Source organism: Sneathia sp. DSM 16631 (assembly GCF_014892235.1).
Lineage (GTDB): Bacteria > Fusobacteriota > Fusobacteriia > Fusobacteriales > Leptotrichiaceae > Sneathia > Sneathia vaginalis.
Genome location: NZ_JADBHL010000011.1, coordinates 14652 through 38581, shown reverse-complemented (window position 1 = coordinate 38581; position 23930 = coordinate 14652). Strand labels below are relative to the sequence as shown.

The window sequence follows — 23930 nt, the reverse complement described above, 5'->3', positions numbered from 1 at the left end:
TAAAAAAATTTGACAAAAAAATGTAGATTTCAATATATCTACAACATTTTTAATTATTTAAAACTGTCAAACTCGGGTGCTAATAAAAAGTATATATTAAAAAATAGAGAATTAGTAGTTGTAGAATAGTTGAAATAGGACTATAATATATTAGAAGCAATTGAAAGGAGTGTTATTATTATGAATGTAATAGTAAGTGGACAACATCTAAAATTAACAGATGCTTTAAGAGAATATGCAATTATGAAATGTAAGAAGGTTTTGAAATATTGTAACAACATTACAGAAGTTAAAGTAATGCTTTCAGTTGAAAAAACTAAATCTGAGGGAGCTGTACATCATGCAAGTGCTACAATATATGTTGCAGGTAAAACAATAAATGTAGAATGTAAAGATAAAAGTCTTTATTCAGCAATTGATGCAATGCTTGATATAATGGTTAGACAAGTAACAAAGTATAAAGAAATAAAGAATAAAAAATAATAGGGGTGAACATGGAAAGTAAATTAAATCAATTTTTAGCTGATTTATCAGTGTTAGCAAAGAAAGTACAAAATTTTCATTGGAATATAACAGGTAGAGGATTTTTCTCTATACACGCACAATTAGATAAAATGTATGAAGATTTAAATGAAGTTGTAGATGAAGTTGCAGAAAGAGTATTAGCTATAAAGGGTAGACCTTTATCTACATTAAAAAGTTATTTAGAAATCTCAAAAATAAAAGAAGGAGAAAATAAATCTATAACAATAGATGAAGCTCTAAAGACTTTAATTAGTGATTTTCGATTTATAGTTGATGAAGCTAAAGAAGTTAAAGTTTGTGCAGATAAAAATAATGATTATGGTACATCAGCTATGATGGATGAATATATAATAAAATACGAAAAATTATTATGGATGTTAAATAGTTTTGAATGTTAAAAAATAATGGGTTTAACCCATTATTTTTTTGTTATAACCTCAACTAAACTACTAGGAATAAATTTAATTAATTTTATCATTAAGTAATTTGTTACTCCTGGGATAATAACTTTTTTACCCTTTAAAAGTCCATAATATGCACAAAGAGCAACGTCATATGGCTTCATAGCAAATATGTTTTTGAACACATTAGGAGTAAATTTAAAGTCCTTTGTAAAATTAGTTTTTGTAGGACCAGGACAAAGACAAGAGATTTTAATAAACTTATTTGAGTTTTCTCTTCTTATTGCATTAGTGAATGATAAAACATATGCTTTTGTTGCATAGTATACTGCCATTTTAGGACCACACATAAAACTTGCAACAGAACCTACATTTAGTAAATATGACTTAGTAGTAGTATTTTTATTCTTTTTTAAGAAAAAGTAGCTAAGACTTGTTAGAGCCTTAATATTAAGGTCTATCATATCTTGAGCCTTTTTCAAGTTAGAATCTACAAAATCATCTAAGTCTCCAAAACCTGCATTATTTATCAGACAATAAAGTAATTTATTATCTGTTTTTTCTTTTAATTTTTCTAGATCTATTCCATTTATTAAATTCATTTCTAATATATCAATATTAGCCCCATTATTATCTAGAAGCTTTTTAGTCTTTTCAAGATTATTAATATTACTTGAAATTAAAAGAAGATCTATATTAAAGCATGAATATATTTTAGCTAGTTCCAAGCCTATTCCACTGGTTGCTCCAGTTATAATACATAAATTTCTCATAAAACACCTCAGTTATGATTATAGTATTTTTTTTTATATAAAGCAAAGTTTTGTATTGAAATAAATCTGGAAAAAGTATATAATTTAATAAATAATGTTGGAGGTATGATGATGTCAGTATTTAAGAAATTGTTTACATATACAGATGAAGAAGAAAATAATGAAGATATAATTGAAAAATCATTAAATAAAGAAGCAGAAAATAGTGATTTTATATATAACGGTGTTAACATATTAAAACCAAAATCATATGATGAAGATTCAAAAAAAATTGCAGAAATGATTAAAAATAGTAATATAGTTGCGTTTAGTTTAGAAAATATGTCAAGAGAAGAAGGTCAAAGATTAATTGATTATTTAAGTGGAGCATCATATGTTCTAGGTGGAACTATTGTTGCTATAACAGATAAGGTATTTGCTTCAATACCAGCTGGTGTAAAAGTAAGAAATAACTAAATTAAAAAAATTATTTATAGGGCTTATTTCATAAGTCCTATTTTAGAGAGGAATAGAATGTTTATAGATGAAAGTGTAATAACAGTAAAATCTGGAAACGGTGGTGATGGTGCAGCAACATTTAGAAGAGAAAAATTCGTGCAATTTGGTGGACCAGACGGCGGAGACGGAGGAAAGGGTGGCTCTATAATCATACTAGCTGACCCTAATATGAATACGCTATTAAATTTCAAAACTATAAAAAGAATAGAAGCACAAAATGGAAGTAAAGGCATGGGTGCTAAGTGTGCAGGTAGAAATGGAGAAGATGTAATTATTAGAGTTCCAGTTGGAACTATGATAAGAGATTATGAAAGTAATAAACTTTTACTTGATATGAATAAGGCAAATGAACAAGTAGTGTTTTTAAAAGGTGGAGATGGTGGAAAAGGTAATGTACACTTTAAAAATTCCATAAGAAAAGCACCAAGAATTTCTGAAAGTGGTAAACCAGGAATAGAATTAAAAATAAAGCTAGAATTAAAACTATTAGCAGATGTAGCTTTAGTAGGTTACCCTAGTGTAGGTAAGTCTTCATTCATAAACAAAATATCAGGTGCAAATTCAAAAGTTGCAAGCTATCACTTTACTACATTAAAACCTAAGCTTGGTATAGCAAAAGTTGATGAAGATCATTCATTTGTTGTAGCAGATATACCAGGTTTAATAGAAGGTGCACATAAAGGTATAGGTCTTGGTGATAAATTTTTAAGACATATAGAAAGATGTCGTGTAATTATTCATATAGTAGATATATCAGAGATTGATGGTAGAAGTGCTATAGAAGATTATTTTAAGATAAATGAAGAATTAGAAAAATATAGCAAAAAATTAGCAAGTAAACCTCAAATTGTCGTGTTAAATAAGATAGATATGCTATATGACGATAAAAAAATAGAAGAATTCTCAAAAGCTATAAACAAAGAAGTACTAACTATGTCTGTAATTGCAAATGAAGGTATAAGTGAGGTAATAAAGAAAGCTTATGAGCTTTTATGCAATACAAAAGAAGAAGAAATAGAAGAAGTAAGAGACTTAGATACTGTGTTATCAGAAGTAGTAAAAAGAAAAGAAGACTGGATTATTAAAAAACTTGAGCCTAATGTTTATGAAGTGTCTGGACAAGTTGTTGATAATGTATTAAATAAGTATGTATTTATAGGTGATGATGGAATTATACAATTCTTGCAAGTTATGCGTCATATAGGAATGGAACAAAAGCTAGAAGAAAATGGAGTCAAAATAGGGGATACCATAGTTATAGAAGGATATGAATTTGAATATGTATAATGCGATAGTAATAGCAGGACCAACTGGAGTTGGTAAAACTGAGTTATCAATAAAACTTGCAAAGTTATTAAACGCAAGAATTATTTCAGCTGATGCATCGCAAGTGTATAAGACTCTTGATATAGGTACAGCCAAGATAACTGAAGATGAAAAAGATGGAGTAATACATTATTTAATAGATGAGGTAGAACCAAATGAAAAATATAGCGTGGGACATTTTTATGAAACTGCCAATAAGATATTAAATGAAAATAAAGAAGTTCCCTTTTTAATTGTAGGTGGTACAGGGCTATATATCAGTTCTTTGACTGATGGTTTAACCATGATGGATAAAGTTGACTATAAAAAAAGAGAAAAGTTAGAGAGTATGACTCTTAGCGAATTACAAGACCTTTTAAGTGAAGAAGAAAAAAAACAAATAGATATTAAGAATAAAGTTAGAGTAATACGTAAAATTGAAACAAGGGGTGTTGTGTATAACAATAAACTTGGTAATGATAGAAAATTTTTAAAAATATTTCTAACGAGAAATAGAACCACATTATATGACAGAATTAATAAAAGAGTTGATATAATGATGGAACAAGGTCTTTTAGAAGAAGCAAAAAAAGCATATAATGTATATGGTAATAAAATACAGTGTATAGGGTATAAGCAATTATTTGAATATTTTAAGTCTAATGTAAGTTTAAAAGAGGCTATTGAAAATATCAAAACAGCTAGCAGAAGATATGCTAAAAGACAATTTACATGGTTTAAAAATAAAGGATATATTGAGTATAACCTAGATGATGAAAGTATAGATAAAATTATAGAAAAAATTAGGAGGGATTATGGAAATTAAGAATTATTTATCTTTAGATAATATAGTATTTAAAATTAAAGCAGATAAGAAAGAAGATATTATCAAGGAATTATTAGAAAATTTTTCAAAAAATGATGATGTAATAGAAGAAGGTAAATTTGATGTTGTACTAAATGACCTATATGAAAGAGAAAATTTATCATCTACAGGTATGCAAGATGGTATTGCTATACCTCATGCAAAATCAAGTGGTGTAAAAAAAGTTAGCATGGTAGTAGCAATAGATAAAGACGGAAAAGATTTTGCATCATTAGATGAAAAGAAATCTAAGGTATTTTTCTTAGTTGTCGCTCCAGAATCAACTAAAAGGGAACATTTAGATATTTTATCTGTAATATCAAAATTATCTTTTGAAGAAGAAAAATTAGAAAAATTAATTAATTCAACTGATAAACATGAAGTGTTTGAAATACTAGAAAGTCTTTAAGGTGTAGTATGGAAGGAAGAATTATACTAGCAATAGCAGGAGGAACTGGATCAGGTAAAACAAGTGTAGCAAATTTAATAGTTGAAGATTTAAAAAAATTTGGTACTAATGTTAGCTTATTAGAACAAGATTCATATTACAAAGATCATCCAGAATTGGATTATGAACATAGGTCTAAATTGAATTATGACCATCCAGATGCTATAGATTTTGACTTATTAATTAAGCATATAAAGGAATTAAAAGAAGGAAAAGATATACAAAAACCCACATATGACTTTACTAATCATAGAAGAACAGATAAGACTGAGCTTATAAAATCAGAACCAATAATAATAGTTGAAGGTATACTTATACTTACATTGGCAAAGATGCGTAACCTATTTGATATGAAAATATTTGTTGATACAGATGATGATATACGTTTATTAAGACGTATAGAAAGAGATATGAAGGAACGTGGAAGAAGTTTTGAGAATATACGTAATCAATATATAGAAACTGTAAAACCTATGCATCTTGAGTTTGTTGAACCAACAAAAAGATATGCAGATGTAATAATACCAAGAGGTAAATCTAATGAAGTTGGTATTAAAATGGTAACAAGTAGATTAAAGTATTTAAGTAAAAAATAGAGGATAAAATGAATGATATAAAATATAAATTTGAGACAGAATATGGAGAATTTTATCTAGTCGAAAATTCTAAATATGATGAAACTATGAAATATCCAGTATTTGTTTCAAAAGATTTAAAAGATTTTGGTGAGGTAGTTTTATTAAACTATCCCTTGCCAGTTCTAAAAACAAAAAATGAGGAAGTAATAACTCATTTAAAGAAAGCATGGGATGAAGGTTATAGCGATTTTTTAAGTGATATAGTTGGAAAGAATAACTTTTCACATATGTATAAAAGGGGCGATGACTTTTATCTAATTTTAAGAAATAAGGACTTTCAAATACAAGATACTTGTAATCTTGCGATATTTTCAAAAGGTGTTAATGAAATAGATGAACTAGGAACTATGGAAATTACAAAGAAAATATCAAGTGAGATATTAGAATTAGATCAAAATTTACAAAGTTGTGGATCTTTAGATCTAATTTTAGAATTATTAGAAGAAAATCCAGATATGAAAAAGTATATTGAGTTTATAAAAAAGAACATTAAAGAAAGCGATATGGATGATTTATTCTTCTTTGATGAATATATATATGAGTTATTTTCTAAAAAATACATGGAAGTTTTAAATGATGTTGCACCATATAAGCATGATGGATTTGGAATAAAGGGTATAGAAAGATTTGTAGATAGGGTATTAAAGAATGAATATAATGACGAATGTAAGTGTTGTAACGTTTGATTTAGATGGTACTTTAGTTGATACATTACCATCAATAGCAAATGCCTTTAATGAAATATTAAAAGAATATGGTTATGAAATATTTAGTGTAGAAAAGTATATGGACTTTATAGGCAATGGCTTTGGTGTAGCATTTGATAGAATAAGAGAAGTAAGAAATATAAAAGAAGATAAGGAGGAGTTCTTATCTAGAGTACGTGATTACTATAACCTCAACTACTTAAAAGGTGCTAAAATATATGAGGGTATGGATAGATTGCTTACATATTTAGAAAAAAAGAATATAGTTCTTGCTGTGATAACAAATAAGGATCAAATAACAGCTGAAAAATATTGTAGTACCTTATTAAATAAATGGAAATTTAAATATATATTTGGAAATCCAGAAAATAAAGCATATCCACCTAAACCTTATCCATATGGACTTAAAATGATAGTAAAAGATGGATATAGTATAGATGAAATTGTACATATAGGTGATATGATAGTTGATTATACAATGGCAAAAAATATGGGTGTAAGGCAAATACACTGTAATTATGGCTATGAAAAAAGAAACTTTGAGTTTGAAAATTGTGTTAATAGAGCAGATGAGATAATAGGTATAATAAAGTGATAAGATATTGTATTAGAAAATTTTGTGATTACTATATAGAAAAAATAGATGAAAATCTTGAAAAAGAGGCTATTAAGATATTAAATGATGAAGAGCTAAGAATATATTTTAATATGGACTATTATGATAGATGGCATGGACTATTAGTATACAGTAGAATGAAAAAAGTTACGACGGATAGGAATTATTTAATATTTAGTATACTACATGATTGTGGTAAAAAAAGAGCATCATTTTTATTAAGAATAATACATAAGTTAGGTTTTGTAACAAGACTTAAAAAACATCCTAAGATAGGTTATGATATGTTGGAAAAGATTAATAAAGATGTTGCTATTTTAATATTACACCACCATGATAAAAATACTAATGGAATGCTAAAAATATTTCAAGATATTGATGATAGGAGTTAAAATGTATATAGTTGAAAAAGGGGATGTAGGCAAAAGAATTGACAAATATTTAAGTGAAAAATTAAATATTTCAAGAAATAGGGTAGCCTTATCACAAGTTTTTTCAAATGATAAATTAGTTAAGCCATCATACAAGGTATGTGAAAATGATAAAATTACATATGAAATAAAGGAAGATGAACCTATAGTTATAACTAAAGAAGACAAGAAGCTTGATATAGTTTATGAAGATGAATATCTTGCTATTATCAATAAGCCATATAATATGGTTGTTCATCCATGTAGTAGTTTTAGAGAAAATACACTAGTAAATTCATTATTATCCAATTTTAAAAGTCTATCTAATGTAGATCCACTAAGACCAGGGATAGTTCATAGATTAGATAAGGATACTAGTGGCATATTAATAATAGCTAAGACAAATGCTTGTCATGAAAAATTGGTTCAAATGTTTAAAAATCATGAAATACATAAGACATACCTTGCTATATTAAAGGGAAAATTAAATAAGGATAGAGTAGAAGTAAGAACATATATAGGTAGAAGCAAAAAAGATAGAAAAAAGATGAGCTCTAATACTGACAATGGTAAGCTTGCAATTAGTATTTTTAAACTAATAAAGGAAAATGACCTATACTCATATGTAAAAGTTGAGATATTAACTGGAAGAACGCATCAAATAAGGGTACACGCTAAAGAATTAAATCACCCCATATTAGGTGATCATGTGTATGGTAGAAATGATAGGTTTAATAGACAGCAATTGCATGCATATAGTGTGGAATTTATACATCCATTTACAAATGAAAAAATGAAGTTTAGTGTGGATATTCCTCATGATATGAAAGAAACATTAGAAAAGGTGAAATTATGTTAGAGTATAGGGATGTAATAGGTGTAGATGAAGCAGGGCGTGGGCCTTTATTTGGACCAGTTGTTGCTGCTTGTGTATATATATTAGATACTGATGATGAAATTTTTGATAAAATAAATGATTCTAAAAAGTTAACTGAAAAGAAAAGAGAGCAGATATATAAGGAATTGATAGTGTCAGATAAAATACAGTATGCTGTAGGTGTTGCAAGTAGTGAAGAAATTGATAAGATTAATATATTAAATGCTACTTTTTTAGCAATGAATAGGGCATTAGAAAAGCTTAAGATAACAGGTAAAAAAGTTTTAGTTGATGGTAATCAAAAGATAAGAGGATGTAAGTTAGAACAAGATTTTCTTGTAAAAGGAGATTCTAAAGATTTATCCATTGCCACAGCATCAATAATAGCAAAGGTTTATCGTGACCACTTACTATATAACTATGATGAAAAATATCCTTTATATGGCTTTAAAAATCATAAAGGTTATGGTACAAAAGCACATTATGAAGCAATTGAAAAATACGGGATATTAAAAGAACATAGAAGAAGTTTTTTAAAAAAAATATTAATGAAGTGATAGTATGAAATTAAATAGATGTATTAAGTGTTCAAATGTTGAACATGTAATTAAGAGTATATATTTACCAACAAAAGATATAGATGGTTGGATAAAAAATATTTTGCCAACATCAGAGTTGTTTTATATTAAAATATGTAAAAATTGTGGATACACAGAAATATATTGTGCAAAATTAGTGGATAGGGATACTGAACATGGGAATATTTAGCTTTTTATTCGATAAACATGAATATGAAATTGGTAAAACAAAGTATGAACAAGTAAAAAAATTAGCACATTTTTATTCTATTGAAAATGTGCATTTTTCTATGTACTATAACGACTATTTTAGAGATATGATATATGAGCTTAAGTATAAAAGAAAAAAATATGTAGCAACAGCTATATATAGTATAATAAGGTCACAAGTTGAATTCGTTGTAGAAAGTCAAAAAGTTGAATATATCATATGTGTTCCTACAAGTAAAGAGAGGATAAGAGATAGAGGCTTTGATCAGGTGGAATTAATTTTTGAAAAATTCAATTATCCCTTCTTGAAAATTAAAAAGATAAAAAATACAAAAAAGATGTCTAAATTATCCAAATCATATCAGAAAAATCTAAATATCCTACAGAGTTTCGATGTTAAGAATTTAAATTTAAGTAATAAGACGGTATTAATAGTAGATGATATTATAACAACAGGGGCTACTGTTAATGAAATAAAAAAGTGCTTAGAAAAAGAATACAAGGGGATAAAAGTATTATTCTATTCAATAGCTATTTCAAGAAAATTTATAAAATCTTTAATTGCAAAAAACCTCTGAAATTAGTATAATAGAATGGTTATCTATAATTAAAAGGAGATAAAAAAATGGACAAAATTTATGAATATATAAGAAGAGATATGGCATTTAGTCATGCAATAACCTTATTGAGTTGGGATTTAGAAACTGAAGCTCCAGTTAAGGCTATTGATGGTATAAGTAACACAATGGAAGTTTTAACACAATTACAGTATGAAAACTTTGTTAATGATGAATTTAAAAAGATGCTATATGATTTAGATGAGGATAAATTAAGCGAAATTGACAAAAAAGTAGTGAAAAAATTAAAAAAAGATGTATTTGAAAAGATGAGTAAGATACCTAAGGATGAATATGCAAAATACAGTTCACTAGTAACAAAGGCAACTCAAAAATGGGAAATAGCTAAGAATAAAGAAGACTATTCATTATTTAAAGATTATCTTCAAGACTTAATAGACACTAATAAGAAATTCATTCTTTATAGAGGCTACAAAAAAAATCCTTATGATGTTCTATTAGATGACTATGAAACAAATTTAACAGTAGAAAAAGCAGATAAGTTTTTTGATTTAATAAGAAAAGAATTAATACCATTTATTAAGGAAATAAGAAGCAAGGATACAACTAAATTAGAGGATATAAAAAAGAGATTTTATTCTGTTAAGTTTAGCATAGAAGAACAAAGAGAAATATCAAAGATATTATCAAATATTATGGGGTTTGACTATGATAAAGGTGTAATAAAAGAAAGTGAACATCCATTTACAACTAATATGAATAATAAGGATGTTAGAATAACAACACACTATTATCTAGATGATGTGCTATCAAGTATATATTCTACTGTTCATGAAACAGGTCACGCTATATACGAACAACAAGTAGATGATAAGTACAATGATACTGGTATATTATCTGGTGGTTCAACTATGGGTATACATGAATCACAATCTAGAATTTATGAAAATGTCATAGGTAAAATGAAAGAGTTTACAGATTTAATATATAGCTTATTAGAAAAATATAGAAAGCTTAATATATCAAAGGATGAATTCTATCTTCTAGTTAATGAAGTTAAAAATCAATATTATAGAACAGAAGCTGATGAAGTAACATATCCTATACATGTAATGATTAGATATGAAATAGAAAAATATATATTTTCTAACATAGATACTAAAATCAATGCTAGTGATTTAGAAAAAATGTGGAATGATCTATATGAAGAATATTTAGGTATAAGACCTAAAAATGCAAAAGAAGGAATATTACAAGATTCACATTGTGCAGGAGGAGCATTTGGATATTTTCCATCATATGCAATAGCAAGTGCATATGCATCACAAATCTACCACGCATTAGAAAAGAAAGTAGATGTAAAAAAAGCAATAGAAGACAAAGACTTTAAGAAAATAAATGATTTCTTAAGAGAAGGTATACATCAATATGGAAATTCTAAAACACCAGAAGAATTAATTAAATTATGTACTGGTGAAGAATTTAATCCAGAATACTATATCAAATATTTAAAATCAAAATATGAAAGAATATATAAGTAGGTGATAAAATGGAAAAAGTTAAACAATTTGCACTAGATATGATGAAGTTCATTGACGAAAGCCCTAGTGTTTATCATGTTGTAGAAAATGCAAAAGCCTTATTAGAAAAAAATGGCTTTAAAGAATTAGATATATGTTCCAAATGGAATATAGAATTAGGTAAAAAATATTATGTTAAAAAGACCAATTCAACAATATTAGCTTTTACTACACCAAATAAATTAGATGTAAAAAAAGGTATAAAAATATTTGCATCTCATACAGATAGTCCAAGTATTAGAATTAAGCCTAAAAGTGAAGTAGTAACTAATAATATGTTAAGATTAAATACTGAAGTATATGGAGGGCCTATACTATCAACATGGTTTGATAGACCCTTATCAATAGCAGGAAGACTATTAACAAGAAGTCAAGATGCATTCAAACCAAAAGTATCATACATTAATTTAAGTGATATAGTTGTTGTTATACCTAATTTGGCAATACATCAAAATAGGGATGTTAATAACGGACATAAAATAGACAAGCAAAAAGAATTATTACCCATAATTAGTCTAGTTAATGACACATTAGAAGCTGATAATTACTTATTAAAAACTATATCTAAAAAGTTAAATGTAGATATAGAAGACATATTAGACTTTGACTTAATGCTATATCCATTAGATAAAGGTAGACTTATGGGTGTAAATGAAGATATGTTAACTAGTACAAAGCTAGACAATCTTTTATCAGTATATACAGGTTTAATGGGAATAATAGAATCAAATAATGATTCAGAAAAAATAAATGTATTTGTTGGATTTGATAATGAAGAAATAGGGAGTTCAACAAAACAAGGTGCAGATTCAAATTATCTAGCACATATATTAGAAAGAATAGTATATTCATTAGGGTATAATAGACTAGATTACTTAGAAATATTAGCGTCATCATTTATGCTATCAGCAGATAGTGGACACGTAGCACATCCATCATTTATGGAAAAATTTGATATTACAAATCAATGTACAATGAATAATGGTGTTTCAATAAAGTTAAGTGTTAATCAAAGATATACATCAGATGGATATTCTATGGCAGTATTAAAAGAAATTGTAAGAGATAAGGATATTAAGTTACAAGTATTTGTAAATAATTCTAATGAAATAGGAGGTACTACAATAGGTCCTTTAAGTGCAAGTCACTTAGATATAGAAGCAGTAGATTTAGGAGTACCTATTTTATCAATGCATTCTATAAGAGAAATGTGTGGAACATATGATGTCTTTTATTTAAAAGAGATTGCAAAAGAATATTTTAATAGATAGGGGGTATAAATTGGAAAAAGATTTAGAAATAATTGGTATATCAAAGTCCTTTGAAGGAGATAAAATATTAAATAATATAAATTTAAGTATAAGAAAAGGTGAATTTTTCTCTATACTAGGTCCATCTGGTTGTGGTAAAACAACTCTACTTAGAATGATAGCAGGGTTCATTTCACCAGATGAGGGAGAAATTAGGGTTAACGGTGAAAGGATAGATGTATTAGAACCGAATAAGAGAAATGTTAATACGGTATTTCAAAATTATGCATTATTCCCAAATATGACTATATTCGATAATATAGCCTTTTCACTAAAACTTAAAAAAATGAAAAAAAGTGAAATAGAAAAAGAAGTAGATAAGTATTTAGACTTAGTAGGTTTGAAAAAGCATAAAAATAAGTACCCCGCATCATTATCTGGTGGACAAAAACAAAGAGTTTCTATTGCAAGAGCTTTGATAAATAAGCCAGAAGTTTTACTTTTAGATGAACCACTTTCAGCATTAGATGCAAAATTAAGACAAAGATTATTAATTGATTTAGATACAATACACGATGAAGTAGGTATAACATTTGTGTTTGTAACACATGATCAAGAAGAAGCACTGAGTGTTTCTGATAGAATAGCTGTTATGCACAATGGAAATGTGTTACAAGTAGGAACTCCAAATGAAATCTATGAAACTCCTTCTGATACTTTTGTTGCAGACTTTATAGGAGAAACTAATTTTATTAAAGGTAAAATAAAGGAAGTTTATGATAATTATGCAATAGCTGAGTCAAACGAAATAGGAGAATTTAAGGTAGAACTTGATAAAAAAGTTAAAGTAGGAGATGTAGTTAAATTAACTTTAAGACCTGAAAAGATTAAAGTAGATAATAAGCCACCTAAATTTAATGAAAAGTATAAGGTATTGCAAGGTGTAATAGATGAAGTAATCTATACAGGGTTTCAAAGTAAGTTGTTTATAAAAATTGAAGGAAATAATAGAATTATTAAAGCCTTTGACCAACATAGAGAATTCTTAGAAGAAGATGAATTATTCGAATGGAAAGAGAAGGTGTATTTCTACTGGAACTATGAAGATGCTTATCTTGTAGAGGTGATGTAGATGCATAAGAAAAATTTAAAATTACTATATTATCTTCCATTAACAATATGGATGAGTATATTTTTTGCAATACCAACAGGGATAATAGTATACTTTAGTTTTCTAAAGAAAGCTGCTTATGGAGGAATAGAAGGTTATACAACATTCACACTAAAAGCATATAGAAATCTATTAGATCCACAATTAGTAAAGGTGTTAATAAAGACCTTAAAAATATCTGTACTTATTACAGTTATAGTAATAATTTTAGCACTACCTACTGCGTACTTTATTTCAAGATCTAAGTATAAGAATTTATGGTTATTATTAATAATAATTCCATTTTGGACTAACTTTTTAGTTAGAATATTTGCGTTAATAGGTTTATTAGGTAATAATGGGTTGATAAATAAGGCATTGATGTGGATATTTAAATTAACTAGTCCTATACCTATGCTATACAATCAAAGAGCAGTAGTGATAATAAGTGTATATATATTGATGCCATATGCAATTTTACCTCTGTATACATCAATTGAAAGATTTGATTTTTCTCTAATAGATGCTGCAAGAGATTTAGGTGCAAATAAGTATCAAGCACTATTAAAAGTATTTTTACCTGGTATAAAAGGCGGTATAATTACAGCAATAGTACTAACATTTATACCTGCAATAGGGTCTTATGCTGTTCCAGATATAGTTGGAGGAACAGATGGTATTATGCTAGGTAATATTATTGCAAATAAGATGTTTGTTCTTCGTGATTGGCCATCAGCTGCAGCAATATCAACAATATTTATACTAATAACAATAGTTGCAATGTTCATAAATAAAGGTGGTGAAATTGATGAATAACGAAAAAAAAGTGATATCAACAATATTTTTTGCACTAGTAATGATATTTTTCTACTTACCCATAGTAATGTTAGTTGTTTTATCATTTAATGAATCAAAAACATATATGTGGACTAAGTTTTCATTAAAATGGTATAAAGATCTATTTTTAAATTCACCACATTTATGGGTAACTTTTGGAAGAAGTATAATAATAGCACTTAGTTCATCAGTGGCATCAGTAATTATTGCAACATTAGGTGCAATAGGTATAAAGTGGTATAACTTTAGAATGAAGAATTATGTTAAAATATTAAGTTATGTTCCGTTAGTATTACCTGATTTAATAATAGGGGTATCATTATTAATATTTTTTAACATCAATAGAACAATACCACTTGGAATGTTAACTATATTTATAGCACACACAACATTTAATATACCTTTTTCTTTGTTTATAATAATGTCAAGATTAGATGAATTTGATTTTTCTATTGTTGAGGCTGCAAGAGACTTAGGTGCTACTGAATTTCAAGCATTAACTAAGGTAATAATTCCAAGTATGATGCCAGGAATAATATCAGCATTCTTGATGTCATTAACATTATCATTAGATGATTTTGTAATAACAAGCTTTGTTACTGGAACGAATTCAGATACTTTACCTATACAAATATACTCAATGCTTAAATTTGGAATAACACCAACAATAAATGCACTTTCAACAATCTTAATAATTGGCACATTAATTTTATCAGTATCTAGTACAAAACTACAAAAATATTTATTAAATTAAGACAATAGTCATTCTTTTTTTAAAAAATTATAGTATAATATATTAACACTATATTAAAGAGGAGGACTTTATGTTCGGTTATTTACAAAAAATTGGAAAAGCCTTGATGGTTCCTGTTGCAGTATTACCTGCAGCGGCAGTTCTTATGGGAATAGGTTATTGGATTGACCCTGTTGGTTGGGGTAGTAATTCACAACTTGCAGCATTTCTTATTAAATCAGGAGCAGCAATAATAGATAGTATGCCTATATTATTTGCAGTTGGTGTTGCTTTTGGTCTTTCTAGAGATAAAAATGGTGCTGCAGCTTTAACAGGACTTGTAGCATTTTTAGTTGTTACTACATTACTTTCAACTAATGCTGTTGCACAACTTACAAATACTCCAGTTGAAAATGTTTCACCCCTGCATTTGGGAAAATAAATAATCAATTTATAGGTATTCTATGTGGGGTTATATCTGGAGAATTATACAACAGATTCTATAATATTGAATTACCTAAGTTTTTAGCATTCTTTAGTGGTAAGAGATTTGTTCCTATTATTACATCAATTGTAATGTTAGTAGTGTCATTTATTTTACTATACGTATGGCCAGCAATTTACTCAGCATTAGTTAGTTTTGGTATAAAGATTGCATCATTAGGACCTGTAGGTGCAGGGATTTATGGATTCTTTAATAGACTTTTAATACCAGTAGGACTACACCATGCATTAAATTCAGTTTTCTGGTTTAACGTTGCTGGTATAAATGATATAGGAAGATTCTGGGGATCACCTGAATTAGCATATGCCGATTTACCAGAAGCCGTAAAAGGAGCTTATCATGTTGGTATGTATCAAGCAGGATTTTTCCCTATTATGATGTTTGGTCTATTAGGAGCTTGTGCAGCATTTATTAAGACTTCTAAGCCAGAAAATAGAAATAAGATAATGTCAATTATGGTGGCAGCAGGATTTACTTCATTTTTCACAGGAGTAACTGAACCTATAGAATTTGCATTTATGTTTGTTGCACCAGTATTATACTTAGTGCACGCAATCTTAACAGCTATATCAGTGTTTATAGCAGCAAGTTTTAATTGGGTAGCTGGATTTGGGTTCTCTGCAGGGTTTGTTGACTTTGTATTATCATCAAGATTACCAAATGCACATAAACCATACATGCTTATACTTTTAGGAATAATATTCTTCGTTCTTTACTATGTAATATTTACTACTTTAATAAGAGTATTTAATTTAAAGACACCAGGTAGAGAAGATGATGAAGAAGGTACTGAAAAAGTAAGAAAAACAAAATTAAATCATAATGCATTAGCAACTGCTTTAATACCATTACTTGGTGGTTTGGAAAATATAGAAGAAATAGATTGTTGTACAACAAGACTAAGATTAACTGTTAAAGATAGTTCTGTTATAAACGACAAAGAAATAAAGAAACTAGTTCCTGGTGTATTAAAACCAAATAAAACAGCAGTACAAGTAATTATTGGACCTGAAGTAGAATTTGTTGCTGATGAAATTAGAAACTATATTGACAAAAAATCTATATAAAGTTAAAATAGAAGTGAAGATGGATTTATCCATACTGGTAATTTCTATGAATACTGAATGAGAGTTTAAGCGTAATGATAAGTACGTCAGACATAGAGCCACTCAATTTAAAAATGAGTGGTATTTTTTTAAGGAGAATTATGAATTTATATATATTTTCAGATGAATCTGGTGTATTTGATAAGAAACACAATATTGTTTTTGTGTTTGCAGGAATAGTATTTACAGATAAGAATAGTGTTCTAAAGAGTATGAATAAGTACATCAATGTAGAAAGGCATATAAAAAGAAAGTTAAATATGCCAAAAGATATAGAGCTAAAAGCAACTATGTTAAATGAAGATAATAAAAGAAAATTATTAAGATCTATAAAGTGTGATAGAAGATTTTTTGTTGTCATAAATCAAGAAAAAGTTTTTGATAGGATTTTTGATGATAAAAAAAGTAAACAAAGATACTTAGATTATGCATACAAGATGGGAATAAAAAGAATGTTAGAAAAAATGGGTGTTGATTTAAGTCAAATCCATAATTTATACATTTACTGTGATGAACATACAATTGCAAGTAATGGAGTTTATGATTTGAAAACAGGTATATATAGGGAATTAAAAATAGGGACAGAAAATTTTGAATATAACTTCATAACTAAGCCCATATTACCTAATTTACAGACAGTAACAGTTACATATTGTGATTCTAAAGAAAATGCTCTAATTAGATATACAGATATCCTAGCTAATAGACTTTTTAATATATTAAGAAGTAGTAAGGCTGTAGAAAACAAAAAAGATATAATAACAAGGTTGCCGTAAAACACTTGACAAACTCATTATTAATTTTGTATAATCTTCTTTGTACGGCAGCATGGTCGAGGGGCTTAGGCAGAGGTCTGCAAAACCTTTTACATCAGTTCGAGTCTGATTGCTGCCTCCATAATTAATTTAAGATTGTTAATCAATCTTTTTTTATTGTAATTTTATCATATACAGAATATTTTTCTCTTTTACACTTAAAGCCCAATATCTTTTCTATATTAACATTAAATACACTTTGCATTATTCTTTTTTTTATATCTTTATCTTTTTCAACAAGACTATTTAATAGTGCTTTTGTATCTCTTCTTTTACTATCAAGTATACCCTTAGCAACTTCACAACCACAAGCCATGGGAGTTAAGTCTATGTATTTAACAAACCTTCTTATATCCTTTTCTTCAACATAAAAAAGAGGTCTTATTAACTCTATATCAAAATTATCTGAGTGTAGTTTAGGTAGCATAGTTTCAACTTTTCCCATATAGAACATACTCATAACAGTTGTTTCAACTACATCATCCATATGATGACCTAGTGCTAGTTTATTACACCCAAGTTCCACAGCGTGTGAATAAAGACTTCCACGACGAAGTCTAGCACACATATAGCAAGGTTTTTTAGGATCCATTTTTTGAGCTATTTTAAATACATTATCATCATATATGTGACAAGGTATATTCAAGTTTTTTACATTTTCTTTTAACATTTTAAGATTTTCTTCTGTAAATCCTGGATTCATTGATAAGAAAACAACTTCAAAATTAACTGTACTAACTCTTTTTAATTCTTGAAATAATTTTGCTAGAACTAAAGAGTCTTTACCACCAGATATTGCAACAGCAATTTTATCTCCTTCATTAACTAGGTTAAAATCTTTTAATGCGTGAATAAAGGGAGACCATAAAACCCTTTTAAATTTTTTTTGTAGTGCTCTTTCAACATCAATTAAAGGTTTCATAGTCGTCCTTTCTTTAAAAATTCAATTACAGGATCGTTATCCTTGTCTCCTCTTATTGTTTCATAATCAAAATATGTGTAGTAAACTTCATATGAATTATCTTCAAATATATTAAATATTAATTTAGCACCTACAGGATATTTTTCAATTGATCTTTCATTAGGTTCATAAGTAATACCTAGTTTTGAAAAAATTAATGATAGATTAGAGTCATGTCCAACTATTAGTGAAAATTTATTAGGACTATATAATTCTGCTTTTAATATCTTATCATATACATTTCCATTTGCATTATCTTGATAGTACTTGTCTGAGAAAACACAGTCTAAAAACATATCTTTAGCCCGTGACATAAATTTTATGTCTTTTATAAACTGAGTGCTTTTAAATATTTTATCTTCATCAAAACCTTCATAATATTTAAGTATGAATAAATCGCAAATATCAGTGGCAATTTTTAAAGCACCACGTATATGTAAGAATTTATCATCGTCAATAAAGAAAGTTGTTTTTTTATCAGAAATAGTACCTTTTTCTACACCAAGTAGTTCTTCCATCTTCGTATATACAGGTAAAAATTCTTTGTCTATAATAGGACCTTTTTCTTGTAATACAGTTTTTTTGTTGTCAAATAAAAGGCAAAAGTCCAAATCCATTTGCTTAAATCCACTAAGTCTTGTATTAATTTGAATATCTTCATAAGGCATCATTCCTAGAGCAATGCATCTTGCTGTAAGATATGTACGTCTCATTGAATTTGAAAAAATACTATCTATTTTTTTACCTTTAAAAAATTCTCTAAAATATATACCAAATTTATGCTCTAAAAGTTCACCTCTTTTAGTTAGGATTCCCATTTCATCGTCTGAAAAGTCCCAATCGGTAATATCGTGTCCAAAAAGATCAATAAATTGTTGTTTGTAAATTAATGGATAACGTAGACCGTGTCTACTGAATATAACAGTTTTTTTAATATCCATGAGCCCTCCTTCATGATTTTATTGTACAAGAATTATATTATTTTTACAAGTAATAACTACAATTAATGCTTAAATAAGTCAAGCATTAATGAAATTTATAGTTCTATTAATTAAATATATTTTACAACCCATGTAAATAGTAGTATAATGCACATATCAAAAAAAATAAGGAGATAGACACATGAAAAAATTTTTAAGTTTAGTAATCGCATTGTTATTAACTTTAACAAGTTGTGGATCAAAATCGAACAACAATGAAATACTTGTTGGTGTACCAGAACCTTTAACAGGAGAATATGCACAATATGGAAATTCAATTAAAGAAGGAATTGAATTAAAGATTGCTGAAATTAATGAAGAAGGTGGAATTAATGGAAAGAAAGTAAAGGCAATTTATCAAGATACAAAAGGAGATGTACAAGAAGTAGTAAATATATTTAAACAAATGGCAAATCAAAAAGTTGATGTCGTCATCGGGGAAGCAATTTCAGCTAACTCATCTGCATTAGCAGAATTAGCACAAAAAGCAAAAATACCTATGATAACTCCAGCAGGGACTGCAATGGATATAACAAAGGATAGAGACTATGTATTCAGAACTACATTTACAGATCCATATCAAGGAGAAGTGTTAGCAAAATACTTAAAGAAAGAAGGAGCAACTAACGTAGCATTATTAACAAATAACGGAAGTGACTATTCAGTTGGTGTAGCAAATTCATTCAAAGCAACAGCTAGCAAAGAAGGTATAAGTGTTACAGAAGAATGTTATACAAATAGTGATAAAGACTTTAAGAGTGTATTAACAAAATTAAAGAACATGGGTGTTAAGACAATAGTAATACCTGACTACTACAACACAATAGGATTAATATTATCACAAGCAAAAGAAGTTGGACTAGAAGCACAATACTATGGTGCAGACGGTTGGGACGGAATACAAGATAGCTTCGCTAAATTAGCTGATGGAGCAGTGTTCTCATCACAATTTACATCTGATGATACTTCACCAGCAGTACAAGAATTCATAAAGAATTACAAGAAGAAATTTAATAAAGAACCTCTAATATTTGCAGCACTTGGTTATGACGCAATGACTACAGTAGAAAATGCAATAAAACAAGGTGGAAATTTAAGAGATGCATTAGCTAAGACAGACTTAGAATTATTAACAGGGCATATAAAATACGATGAAAATAGAAACCCTAAAAAGAAAGTAAGTTTTGTTCAAATAAAAGATGGAAAACAAGTATTAAAAGAAAAATTCGGAGATTAAAATGATTAAAAATTTAATAGATCAGACTATAATAGGTCTTCAGACAGGTAGTATTTATGCATTGATAGCATTGGGATACACCATGGTATATGGAATTGTAAAACTTATAAACTTTGCACATGGTGACTTGTTAATGGTAGGTGCATATGTAACATATTATGGCGTAGAAAAAGGTTTACCTTTTTCTATTGCCATTTTAATATCAATAATTTTTTGTGCTATTCTAGGAATATTAATAGACTTTTTTGCATATAAGCCATTAAGAAATGCACCTAGAATGTCAGTATTAATAACAGCAATAGGAGTCAGCTTCTTATTAGAAAGCGTAGCATTGATAATATTTGGAGCAGCACCAAAGGTTATTAAACACGAATATATACCTAAATATTTTAGCACAACAGATAGCATTAATATATTTAATTTTTCAGTAAGTTACTTATCAGTAGTAGTAATACTAGTATCAGTATTATGTATGGTATTATTACATCTATTCATAACTTATACAAAAATGGGTAAAGCAACAAGAGCTGTTGCACAAGATAGTAATGCAGCTAGTTTAATGGGTATAAATTCAAATTTAACTATATCAATAACATTTGCAATAGGTTCAGCATTAGGGGCATTAGGTGGAGTTATGTATGCGTTAATGTATCCTAGAATAGAACCGTATATGGGTATAATGCCAGGGCTTAAAGCCTTTATAGCCGCTGTATTTGGTGGAATAGGAAGTATACCAGGTGCCATGTTTGGTGGATATATGTTAGGTATGATAGAAACATATACTAAAGCATATATATCAACAAGCTGGGCAAATCCTATAGTATTCTTGTTGTTGATAATAATATTACTTGTTAAACCAAGTGGTATATTTGGTAAAAATGTTAAGGAGAAAGTATGATGAAGTTAAAAATTAAAGATAGTTTTATTGTAGGAGTATTACTTATTGCTATTTATGCTTTTCTTTACTTAACAATAATGAATGAAGGTGTATTTAGCTATAAGGCAGGAATATATATTAATATATTAATAGCAATACTATTTGCAGTAAGTTTAAATATTACAGTAGGACTAATGGGACAATTAAACCTAGGTTTTGCTGGGTTCATATCAATAGGTGCTTATACAGGTGCAGTAATTACAAGAGCAATGAGTAATGTAAATATTAATGATAATATTAAATTAGTGATTGCATTAATTGTTGCAGGTATAGTAGCAGGTATATTCGGTGTTATAGTCTCAGCATTGACTTTAAGATTAAAAGGGGACTATTTAGCAATAATTACACTAGCTTTTGGAGAAATGGTTAGATATGTAATACAAAATATAGACTTTTTAGGTGGTGCAGCTGGATTTAAAAACATACCGATAATTACTAATTTTACTAATACATATATTGTAACAATAATCAGTTTAATTATTATCATCCGTCTTATGACATCAGGATATGGTAGACTTGTATTATCAATACGTGAAGATGAAATAGCTAGTGAAAATATTGGTATAAATACTAACATGGTAAAGATATATGGATTTTTCATATCATCATTTTTTGCAGGAGTAGCAGGTGTACTATTTGCACATAATTTAGGAGTATTATCACCGGATAAGTTCTCTTTTGTATATTCAATCGAAATACTAGTTATGGTAGTATTTGGTGGAATAGGAAGTATAACAGGATCAATAGTTTCAGCATCCTTCATCACTATTATTAACGAACTATTAAGACAAGTTTCTGAATATAGAGTATTGATTTATTCAGTTGTCTTAATTATGATAATGATCTTTAGACCTGAAGGGCTTTTAGGAACAAGTGAATTAACTTTAAAAAAGATTAAGGAGAAAATACGAAAATGTTATTGGAAGTAAAAAAAGCTGGAATAAAGTTTGGTGGATTACAGGCTGTTAGTGATGTTGATATAGAAGTAGAAAATAATCAGCTAGTAGGATTAATAGGTCCTAATGGTGCAGGTAAAACTACAATATTCAACCTTTTAACAGGTGTGTATACAGCTGATTCAGGGAGTATTTGTATAAATAATACGGATATTACAAAGAAGAAAACATATGAAATAGTGCGTTTAGGATTAGCAAGAACATTTCAAAATATACGTCTATTTAAGCATTTGACAGTTTTAGAAAATATTAAAATGGCATATCAGTATAAGGTGAAATATTCAAATCTAGATGCAATATTTAGAAATAGAGAATATAGAAAAAGAGAAAATGAAGCTACAAGAAAAGCAATTGAGTTGTTGGATATATTTGATATGAAAGACTTGGCAGAATTTAAAGCAGAAAGCTTATCATACGGACAACAAAGAAAACTAGAAATTGCAAGAGCGTTAGCAACTAAACCAAAATTGTTACTTCTAGATGAACCAGCAGCAGGGATGAATCCACAAGAAACATTAGAATTAATGAATATTATTAAATTAATAAAGGAAAAATTTAATATTTCAATACTATTAATAGAACATGATATGAAATTAGTCATGGGTATTTGTGAAAAACTTTATGTTTTGAATTTCGGTAAGATAATAGCACATGGAACACCACATGAAATTCAAAACAATAAGGAAGTTATTAAGGCATATTTAGGAGAATAAATGAAATTATTAGAAGTAGAATCAATGAATGTATATTACGGCGGTATTCACGCTGTTAAAAATCTTACCTTCTATATTAATAAAGGAGAAATAGTGGCACTAATAGGAGCTAATGGAGCTGGTAAGACAACTACATTACAAACTATTTCAGGTTTGTTAGTTCCTAAATCAGGTCAAATAGAATTTAAAGGTATAGATGTAACGAAAGTGAAGGCACATAAGTTGGTTGAGATGGGCTTATCACATACTCCAGAAGGAAGAAGAATATTTACAGAATTAACAGTTTTAGAAAACCTAGAATTGGGAGCATATACTAGAAGTAATAAGGAAGCAAAAGCAAGTATAAAGGAAATGTTTGAACTCTTTCCAAGACTTAAAGAAAGAAAGAATCAATTAGCAGGTACTATGAGTGGTGGAGAACAACAAATGCTAGCAATAGCAAGATCACTAATGTCAAAACCAGAACTATTATTACTAGATGAACCATCTATGGGATTAGCACCTATACTTGTAGAAGAAATATTTAAAATTATTAGAAAGATAAATGACTTAGGTGTTACCGTCTTACTAGTAGAACAAAATGCAAATCAATCATTAGCTATTGCTAATAGGGCATATGTACTAGAAACAGGTGAGATAGTAATGGAAGGTACAGGTAAAGAATTACTTGAAAATCAAGATATAAAGAAGGCCTATTTAGGGTCTTAAGAAGGAATAGTTAGTTCGCTAACTATTTTTTTT

28 protein-coding genes, 1 tRNA gene and 1 pseudogene are annotated in these 23930 nt (G+C 28.1%); 27 read left to right on the top strand and 3 right to left on the bottom strand.

Going from position 1 to position 23930, the window contains the following annotated elements:
• Positions 1-180: 180 nt before the first annotated feature.
• Both hpf and IMK15_RS05075 read left to right on the top strand, forming a co-directional pair.
• A complete protein-coding gene (hpf, locus tag IMK15_RS05080; protein WP_046328415.1) occupies positions 181-483 on the top strand; it encodes a ribosome hibernation-promoting factor, HPF/YfiA family in 303 nt (100 codons plus the stop codon).
• Positions 484-494: 11 nt separating this feature from the next.
• On the top strand, positions 495-923 hold the full coding sequence (locus tag IMK15_RS05075) for a Dps family protein (protein ID WP_226869215.1): 429 nt from the start codon (positions 495-497) through the stop codon (positions 921-923).
• Positions 924-943: 20 nt separating this feature from the next.
• Here IMK15_RS05075 and IMK15_RS05070 read toward each other — a convergent pair whose 3' ends face one another.
• Entirely contained in the window at positions 944-1699 is a 756-nt protein-coding gene (locus tag IMK15_RS05070) for an SDR family NAD(P)-dependent oxidoreductase (protein ID WP_192942123.1), read from the bottom strand.
• Positions 1700-1807: 108 nt separating this feature from the next.
• On the opposite strand from IMK15_RS05070, the gene IMK15_RS05065 reads away from it, so the two are divergent.
• The 20 genes and pseudogenes from IMK15_RS05065 (at position 1808) to IMK15_RS04970 (ending at position 17487) form a co-directional block, all read left to right on the top strand.
• Positions 1808-2155 (top strand): cell division protein SepF, encoded by a 348-nt coding sequence (locus IMK15_RS05065; protein ID WP_192942122.1) that lies wholly within the window; start codon positions 1808-1810, stop codon positions 2153-2155.
• A gap of 57 nt (positions 2156-2212) precedes the next feature.
• On the top strand, positions 2213-3484 hold the full coding sequence (gene obgE, locus IMK15_RS05060; protein WP_046328418.1) for a GTPase ObgE: 1272 nt from the start codon (positions 2213-2215) through the stop codon (positions 3482-3484).
• On the top strand, positions 3471-4328 hold the full coding sequence (gene miaA, locus IMK15_RS05055; protein ID WP_226869214.1) for a tRNA (adenosine(37)-N6)-dimethylallyltransferase MiaA: 858 nt from the start codon (positions 3471-3473) through the stop codon (positions 4326-4328). Before obgE ends, miaA begins: the two co-directional genes overlap by 14 nt.
• Complete coding sequence (locus IMK15_RS05050; protein WP_046328419.1) at positions 4318-4776, top strand: PTS sugar transporter subunit IIA; 459 nt, start codon at positions 4318-4320, stop codon at positions 4774-4776. Before miaA ends, IMK15_RS05050 begins: the two co-directional genes overlap by 11 nt.
• Before the next feature lie 8 nt (positions 4777-4784).
• Positions 4785-5411 carry a uridine kinase gene (gene udk / locus IMK15_RS05045; RefSeq protein WP_046328420.1) on the top strand — a complete coding sequence of 209 codons (627 nt, stop codon included), beginning with the start codon at positions 4785-4787 and terminating at the stop codon, positions 5409-5411.
• An 8-nt stretch (positions 5412-5419) separates the two neighbouring features.
• Positions 5420-6139, top strand: coding sequence for a hypothetical protein (locus tag IMK15_RS05040; RefSeq protein WP_192942121.1), 720 nt, complete (start codon positions 5420-5422; stop codon positions 6137-6139).
• Positions 6102-6755, top strand: a complete 654-nt coding sequence (locus IMK15_RS05035; RefSeq protein WP_192942120.1) for an HAD family hydrolase — start codon at positions 6102-6104, stop codon at positions 6753-6755. The genes IMK15_RS05040 and IMK15_RS05035 overlap by 38 nt, the downstream gene beginning before the upstream one ends.
• Positions 6752-7168 (top strand): HD domain-containing protein, encoded by a 417-nt coding sequence (locus IMK15_RS06675; protein ID WP_192942119.1) that lies wholly within the window; start codon positions 6752-6754, stop codon positions 7166-7168. The genes IMK15_RS05035 and IMK15_RS06675 overlap by 4 nt, the downstream gene beginning before the upstream one ends.
• Before the next feature lies 1 nt (position 7169).
• On the top strand, positions 7170-8045 hold the full coding sequence (locus IMK15_RS05025; protein ID WP_192942118.1) for an RluA family pseudouridine synthase: 876 nt from the start codon (positions 7170-7172) through the stop codon (positions 8043-8045).
• Positions 8039-8620, top strand: a complete 582-nt coding sequence (locus IMK15_RS05020; RefSeq protein WP_192942117.1) for a ribonuclease HII — start codon at positions 8039-8041, stop codon at positions 8618-8620. The genes IMK15_RS05025 and IMK15_RS05020 overlap by 7 nt, the downstream gene beginning before the upstream one ends.
• 4 nt (positions 8621-8624) lie before the next feature.
• Positions 8625-8831: a hypothetical protein gene (locus IMK15_RS05015; RefSeq protein WP_046328426.1), complete on the top strand. Its 207-nt coding sequence runs from the start codon at positions 8625-8627 to the stop codon at positions 8829-8831.
• Positions 8818-9429, top strand: a complete 612-nt coding sequence (locus tag IMK15_RS05010) for a ComF family protein (RefSeq protein ID WP_192942116.1) — start codon at positions 8818-8820, stop codon at positions 9427-9429. Before IMK15_RS05015 ends, IMK15_RS05010 begins: the two co-directional genes overlap by 14 nt.
• 47 nt (positions 9430-9476) lie before the next feature.
• A complete protein-coding gene (locus IMK15_RS05005; protein ID WP_192942115.1) occupies positions 9477-10970 on the top strand; it encodes a carboxypeptidase M32 in 1494 nt (497 codons plus the stop codon).
• 8 nt (positions 10971-10978) lie between these two features.
• Positions 10979-12280 carry a M18 family aminopeptidase gene (locus IMK15_RS05000; protein WP_046328428.1) on the top strand — a complete coding sequence of 434 codons (1302 nt, stop codon included), beginning with the start codon at positions 10979-10981 and terminating at the stop codon, positions 12278-12280.
• Between the two features lie 10 nt (positions 12281-12290).
• Complete coding sequence (locus tag IMK15_RS04995) at positions 12291-13391, top strand: ABC transporter ATP-binding protein (RefSeq protein ID WP_192942114.1); 1101 nt, start codon at positions 12291-12293, stop codon at positions 13389-13391.
• The gene (locus IMK15_RS04990) at positions 13392-14225 is read left to right on the top strand and encodes an ABC transporter permease (RefSeq protein WP_192942113.1); all 834 of its coding nucleotides are present in this window, start codon (positions 13392-13394) and stop codon (positions 14223-14225) included. It begins immediately after the preceding gene.
• Complete coding sequence (locus IMK15_RS04985) at positions 14218-15000, top strand: ABC transporter permease (RefSeq protein WP_192942112.1); 783 nt, start codon at positions 14218-14220, stop codon at positions 14998-15000. Before IMK15_RS04990 ends, IMK15_RS04985 begins: the two co-directional genes overlap by 8 nt.
• 70 nt (positions 15001-15070) lie before the next feature.
• Positions 15071-16551: pseudogene (gene nagE, locus IMK15_RS04980) on the top strand (N-acetylglucosamine-specific PTS transporter subunit IIBC).
• Positions 16552-16691: 140 nt separating this feature from the next.
• Positions 16692-17366: a DUF3800 domain-containing protein gene (locus IMK15_RS04975; protein ID WP_192942111.1), complete on the top strand. Its 675-nt coding sequence runs from the start codon at positions 16692-16694 to the stop codon at positions 17364-17366.
• Positions 17367-17412: 46 nt separating this feature from the next.
• Positions 17413-17487: transfer RNA gene (locus IMK15_RS04970), tRNA-Cys, on the top strand.
• Positions 17488-17508: 21 nt separating this feature from the next.
• Here IMK15_RS04970 and IMK15_RS04965 read toward each other — a convergent pair.
• Together IMK15_RS04965 and IMK15_RS04960 are read right to left on the bottom strand one after the other, a co-directional pair.
• On the bottom strand, positions 17509-18327 hold the full coding sequence (locus IMK15_RS04965) for a tRNA 2-thiocytidine biosynthesis TtcA family protein (protein WP_192942110.1): 819 nt from the start codon (positions 18325-18327) through the stop codon (positions 17509-17511).
• The gene (locus IMK15_RS04960) at positions 18324-19307 is read right to left on the bottom strand and encodes a histidine-type phosphatase (RefSeq protein ID WP_192942109.1); all 984 of its coding nucleotides are present in this window, start codon (positions 19305-19307) and stop codon (positions 18324-18326) included. Before IMK15_RS04960 ends, IMK15_RS04965 begins: the two co-directional genes overlap by 4 nt.
• Before the next feature lie 181 nt (positions 19308-19488).
• Here IMK15_RS04960 and IMK15_RS04955 point away from each other — a divergent pair, with 181 nt between their 5' ends.
• Genes IMK15_RS04955 through IMK15_RS04935 form a run of 5 tightly spaced genes read left to right on the top strand, consistent with a single transcriptional unit; the run spans position 19489 to position 23897 of the window.
• Entirely contained in the window at positions 19489-20583 is a 1095-nt protein-coding gene (locus IMK15_RS04955; protein ID WP_192942108.1) for an ABC transporter substrate-binding protein, read from the top strand.
• A gap of 1 nt (position 20584) precedes the next feature.
• Complete coding sequence (locus IMK15_RS04950) at positions 20585-21481, top strand: branched-chain amino acid ABC transporter permease (protein ID WP_192942107.1); 897 nt, start codon at positions 20585-20587, stop codon at positions 21479-21481.
• Positions 21478-22449, top strand: coding sequence for a branched-chain amino acid ABC transporter permease (locus IMK15_RS04945; RefSeq protein ID WP_192942106.1), 972 nt, complete (start codon positions 21478-21480; stop codon positions 22447-22449). The genes IMK15_RS04950 and IMK15_RS04945 overlap by 4 nt, the downstream gene beginning before the upstream one ends.
• Entirely contained in the window at positions 22434-23189 is a 756-nt protein-coding gene (locus IMK15_RS04940) for an ABC transporter ATP-binding protein (RefSeq protein WP_192942105.1), read from the top strand. The genes IMK15_RS04945 and IMK15_RS04940 overlap by 16 nt, the downstream gene beginning before the upstream one ends.
• Positions 23190-23897 (top strand): ABC transporter ATP-binding protein, encoded by a 708-nt coding sequence (locus tag IMK15_RS04935; RefSeq protein WP_192942104.1) that lies wholly within the window; start codon positions 23190-23192, stop codon positions 23895-23897.
• The last annotated feature ends 33 nt before the right edge of the window (positions 23898-23930 follow it).

Coding starts and splice junctions, on each gene's coding strand:
- hpf (WP_046328415.1), top strand. CDS start 181: ATGAATGTAATAGTAAGTGGACAACATCTAAAATTAACAGATGCTTTA.
- IMK15_RS05075 (WP_226869215.1), top strand. CDS start 495: ATGGAAAGTAAATTAAATCAATTTTTAGCTGATTTATCAGTGTTAGCA.
- IMK15_RS05070 (WP_192942123.1), bottom strand. CDS start 1,699: ATGAGAAATTTATGTATTATAACTGGAGCAACCAGTGGAATAGGCTTG.
- IMK15_RS05065 (WP_192942122.1), top strand. CDS start 1,808: ATGATGTCAGTATTTAAGAAATTGTTTACATATACAGATGAAGAAGAA.
- obgE (WP_046328418.1), top strand. CDS start 2,213: ATGTTTATAGATGAAAGTGTAATAACAGTAAAATCTGGAAACGGTGGT.
- IMK15_RS05050 (WP_046328419.1), top strand. CDS start 4,318: ATGGAAATTAAGAATTATTTATCTTTAGATAATATAGTATTTAAAATT.
- udk (WP_046328420.1), top strand. CDS start 4,785: ATGGAAGGAAGAATTATACTAGCAATAGCAGGAGGAACTGGATCAGGT.
- IMK15_RS05040 (WP_192942121.1), top strand. CDS start 5,420: ATGAATGATATAAAATATAAATTTGAGACAGAATATGGAGAATTTTAT.
- IMK15_RS05035 (WP_192942120.1), top strand. CDS start 6,102: ATGAATATAATGACGAATGTAAGTGTTGTAACGTTTGATTTAGATGGT.
- IMK15_RS05025 (WP_192942118.1), top strand. CDS start 7,170: ATGTATATAGTTGAAAAAGGGGATGTAGGCAAAAGAATTGACAAATAT.
- IMK15_RS05020 (WP_192942117.1), top strand. CDS start 8,039: ATGTTAGAGTATAGGGATGTAATAGGTGTAGATGAAGCAGGGCGTGGG.
- IMK15_RS05015 (WP_046328426.1), top strand. CDS start 8,625: ATGAAATTAAATAGATGTATTAAGTGTTCAAATGTTGAACATGTAATT.
- IMK15_RS05010 (WP_192942116.1), top strand. CDS start 8,818: ATGGGAATATTTAGCTTTTTATTCGATAAACATGAATATGAAATTGGT.
- IMK15_RS05005 (WP_192942115.1), top strand. CDS start 9,477: ATGGACAAAATTTATGAATATATAAGAAGAGATATGGCATTTAGTCAT.
- IMK15_RS05000 (WP_046328428.1), top strand. CDS start 10,979: ATGGAAAAAGTTAAACAATTTGCACTAGATATGATGAAGTTCATTGAC.
- IMK15_RS04990 (WP_192942113.1), top strand. CDS start 13,392: ATGCATAAGAAAAATTTAAAATTACTATATTATCTTCCATTAACAATA.
- IMK15_RS04985 (WP_192942112.1), top strand. CDS start 14,218: ATGAATAACGAAAAAAAAGTGATATCAACAATATTTTTTGCACTAGTA.
- IMK15_RS04975 (WP_192942111.1), top strand. CDS start 16,692: ATGAATTTATATATATTTTCAGATGAATCTGGTGTATTTGATAAGAAA.
- IMK15_RS04965 (WP_192942110.1), bottom strand. CDS start 18,327: ATGAAACCTTTAATTGATGTTGAAAGAGCACTACAAAAAAAATTTAAA.
- IMK15_RS04960 (WP_192942109.1), bottom strand. CDS start 19,307: ATGGATATTAAAAAAACTGTTATATTCAGTAGACACGGTCTACGTTAT.
- IMK15_RS04955 (WP_192942108.1), top strand. CDS start 19,489: ATGAAAAAATTTTTAAGTTTAGTAATCGCATTGTTATTAACTTTAACA.
- IMK15_RS04950 (WP_192942107.1), top strand. CDS start 20,585: ATGATTAAAAATTTAATAGATCAGACTATAATAGGTCTTCAGACAGGT.
- IMK15_RS04945 (WP_192942106.1), top strand. CDS start 21,478: ATGATGAAGTTAAAAATTAAAGATAGTTTTATTGTAGGAGTATTACTT.
- IMK15_RS04940 (WP_192942105.1), top strand. CDS start 22,434: ATGTTATTGGAAGTAAAAAAAGCTGGAATAAAGTTTGGTGGATTACAG.
- IMK15_RS04935 (WP_192942104.1), top strand. CDS start 23,190: ATGAAATTATTAGAAGTAGAATCAATGAATGTATATTACGGCGGTATT.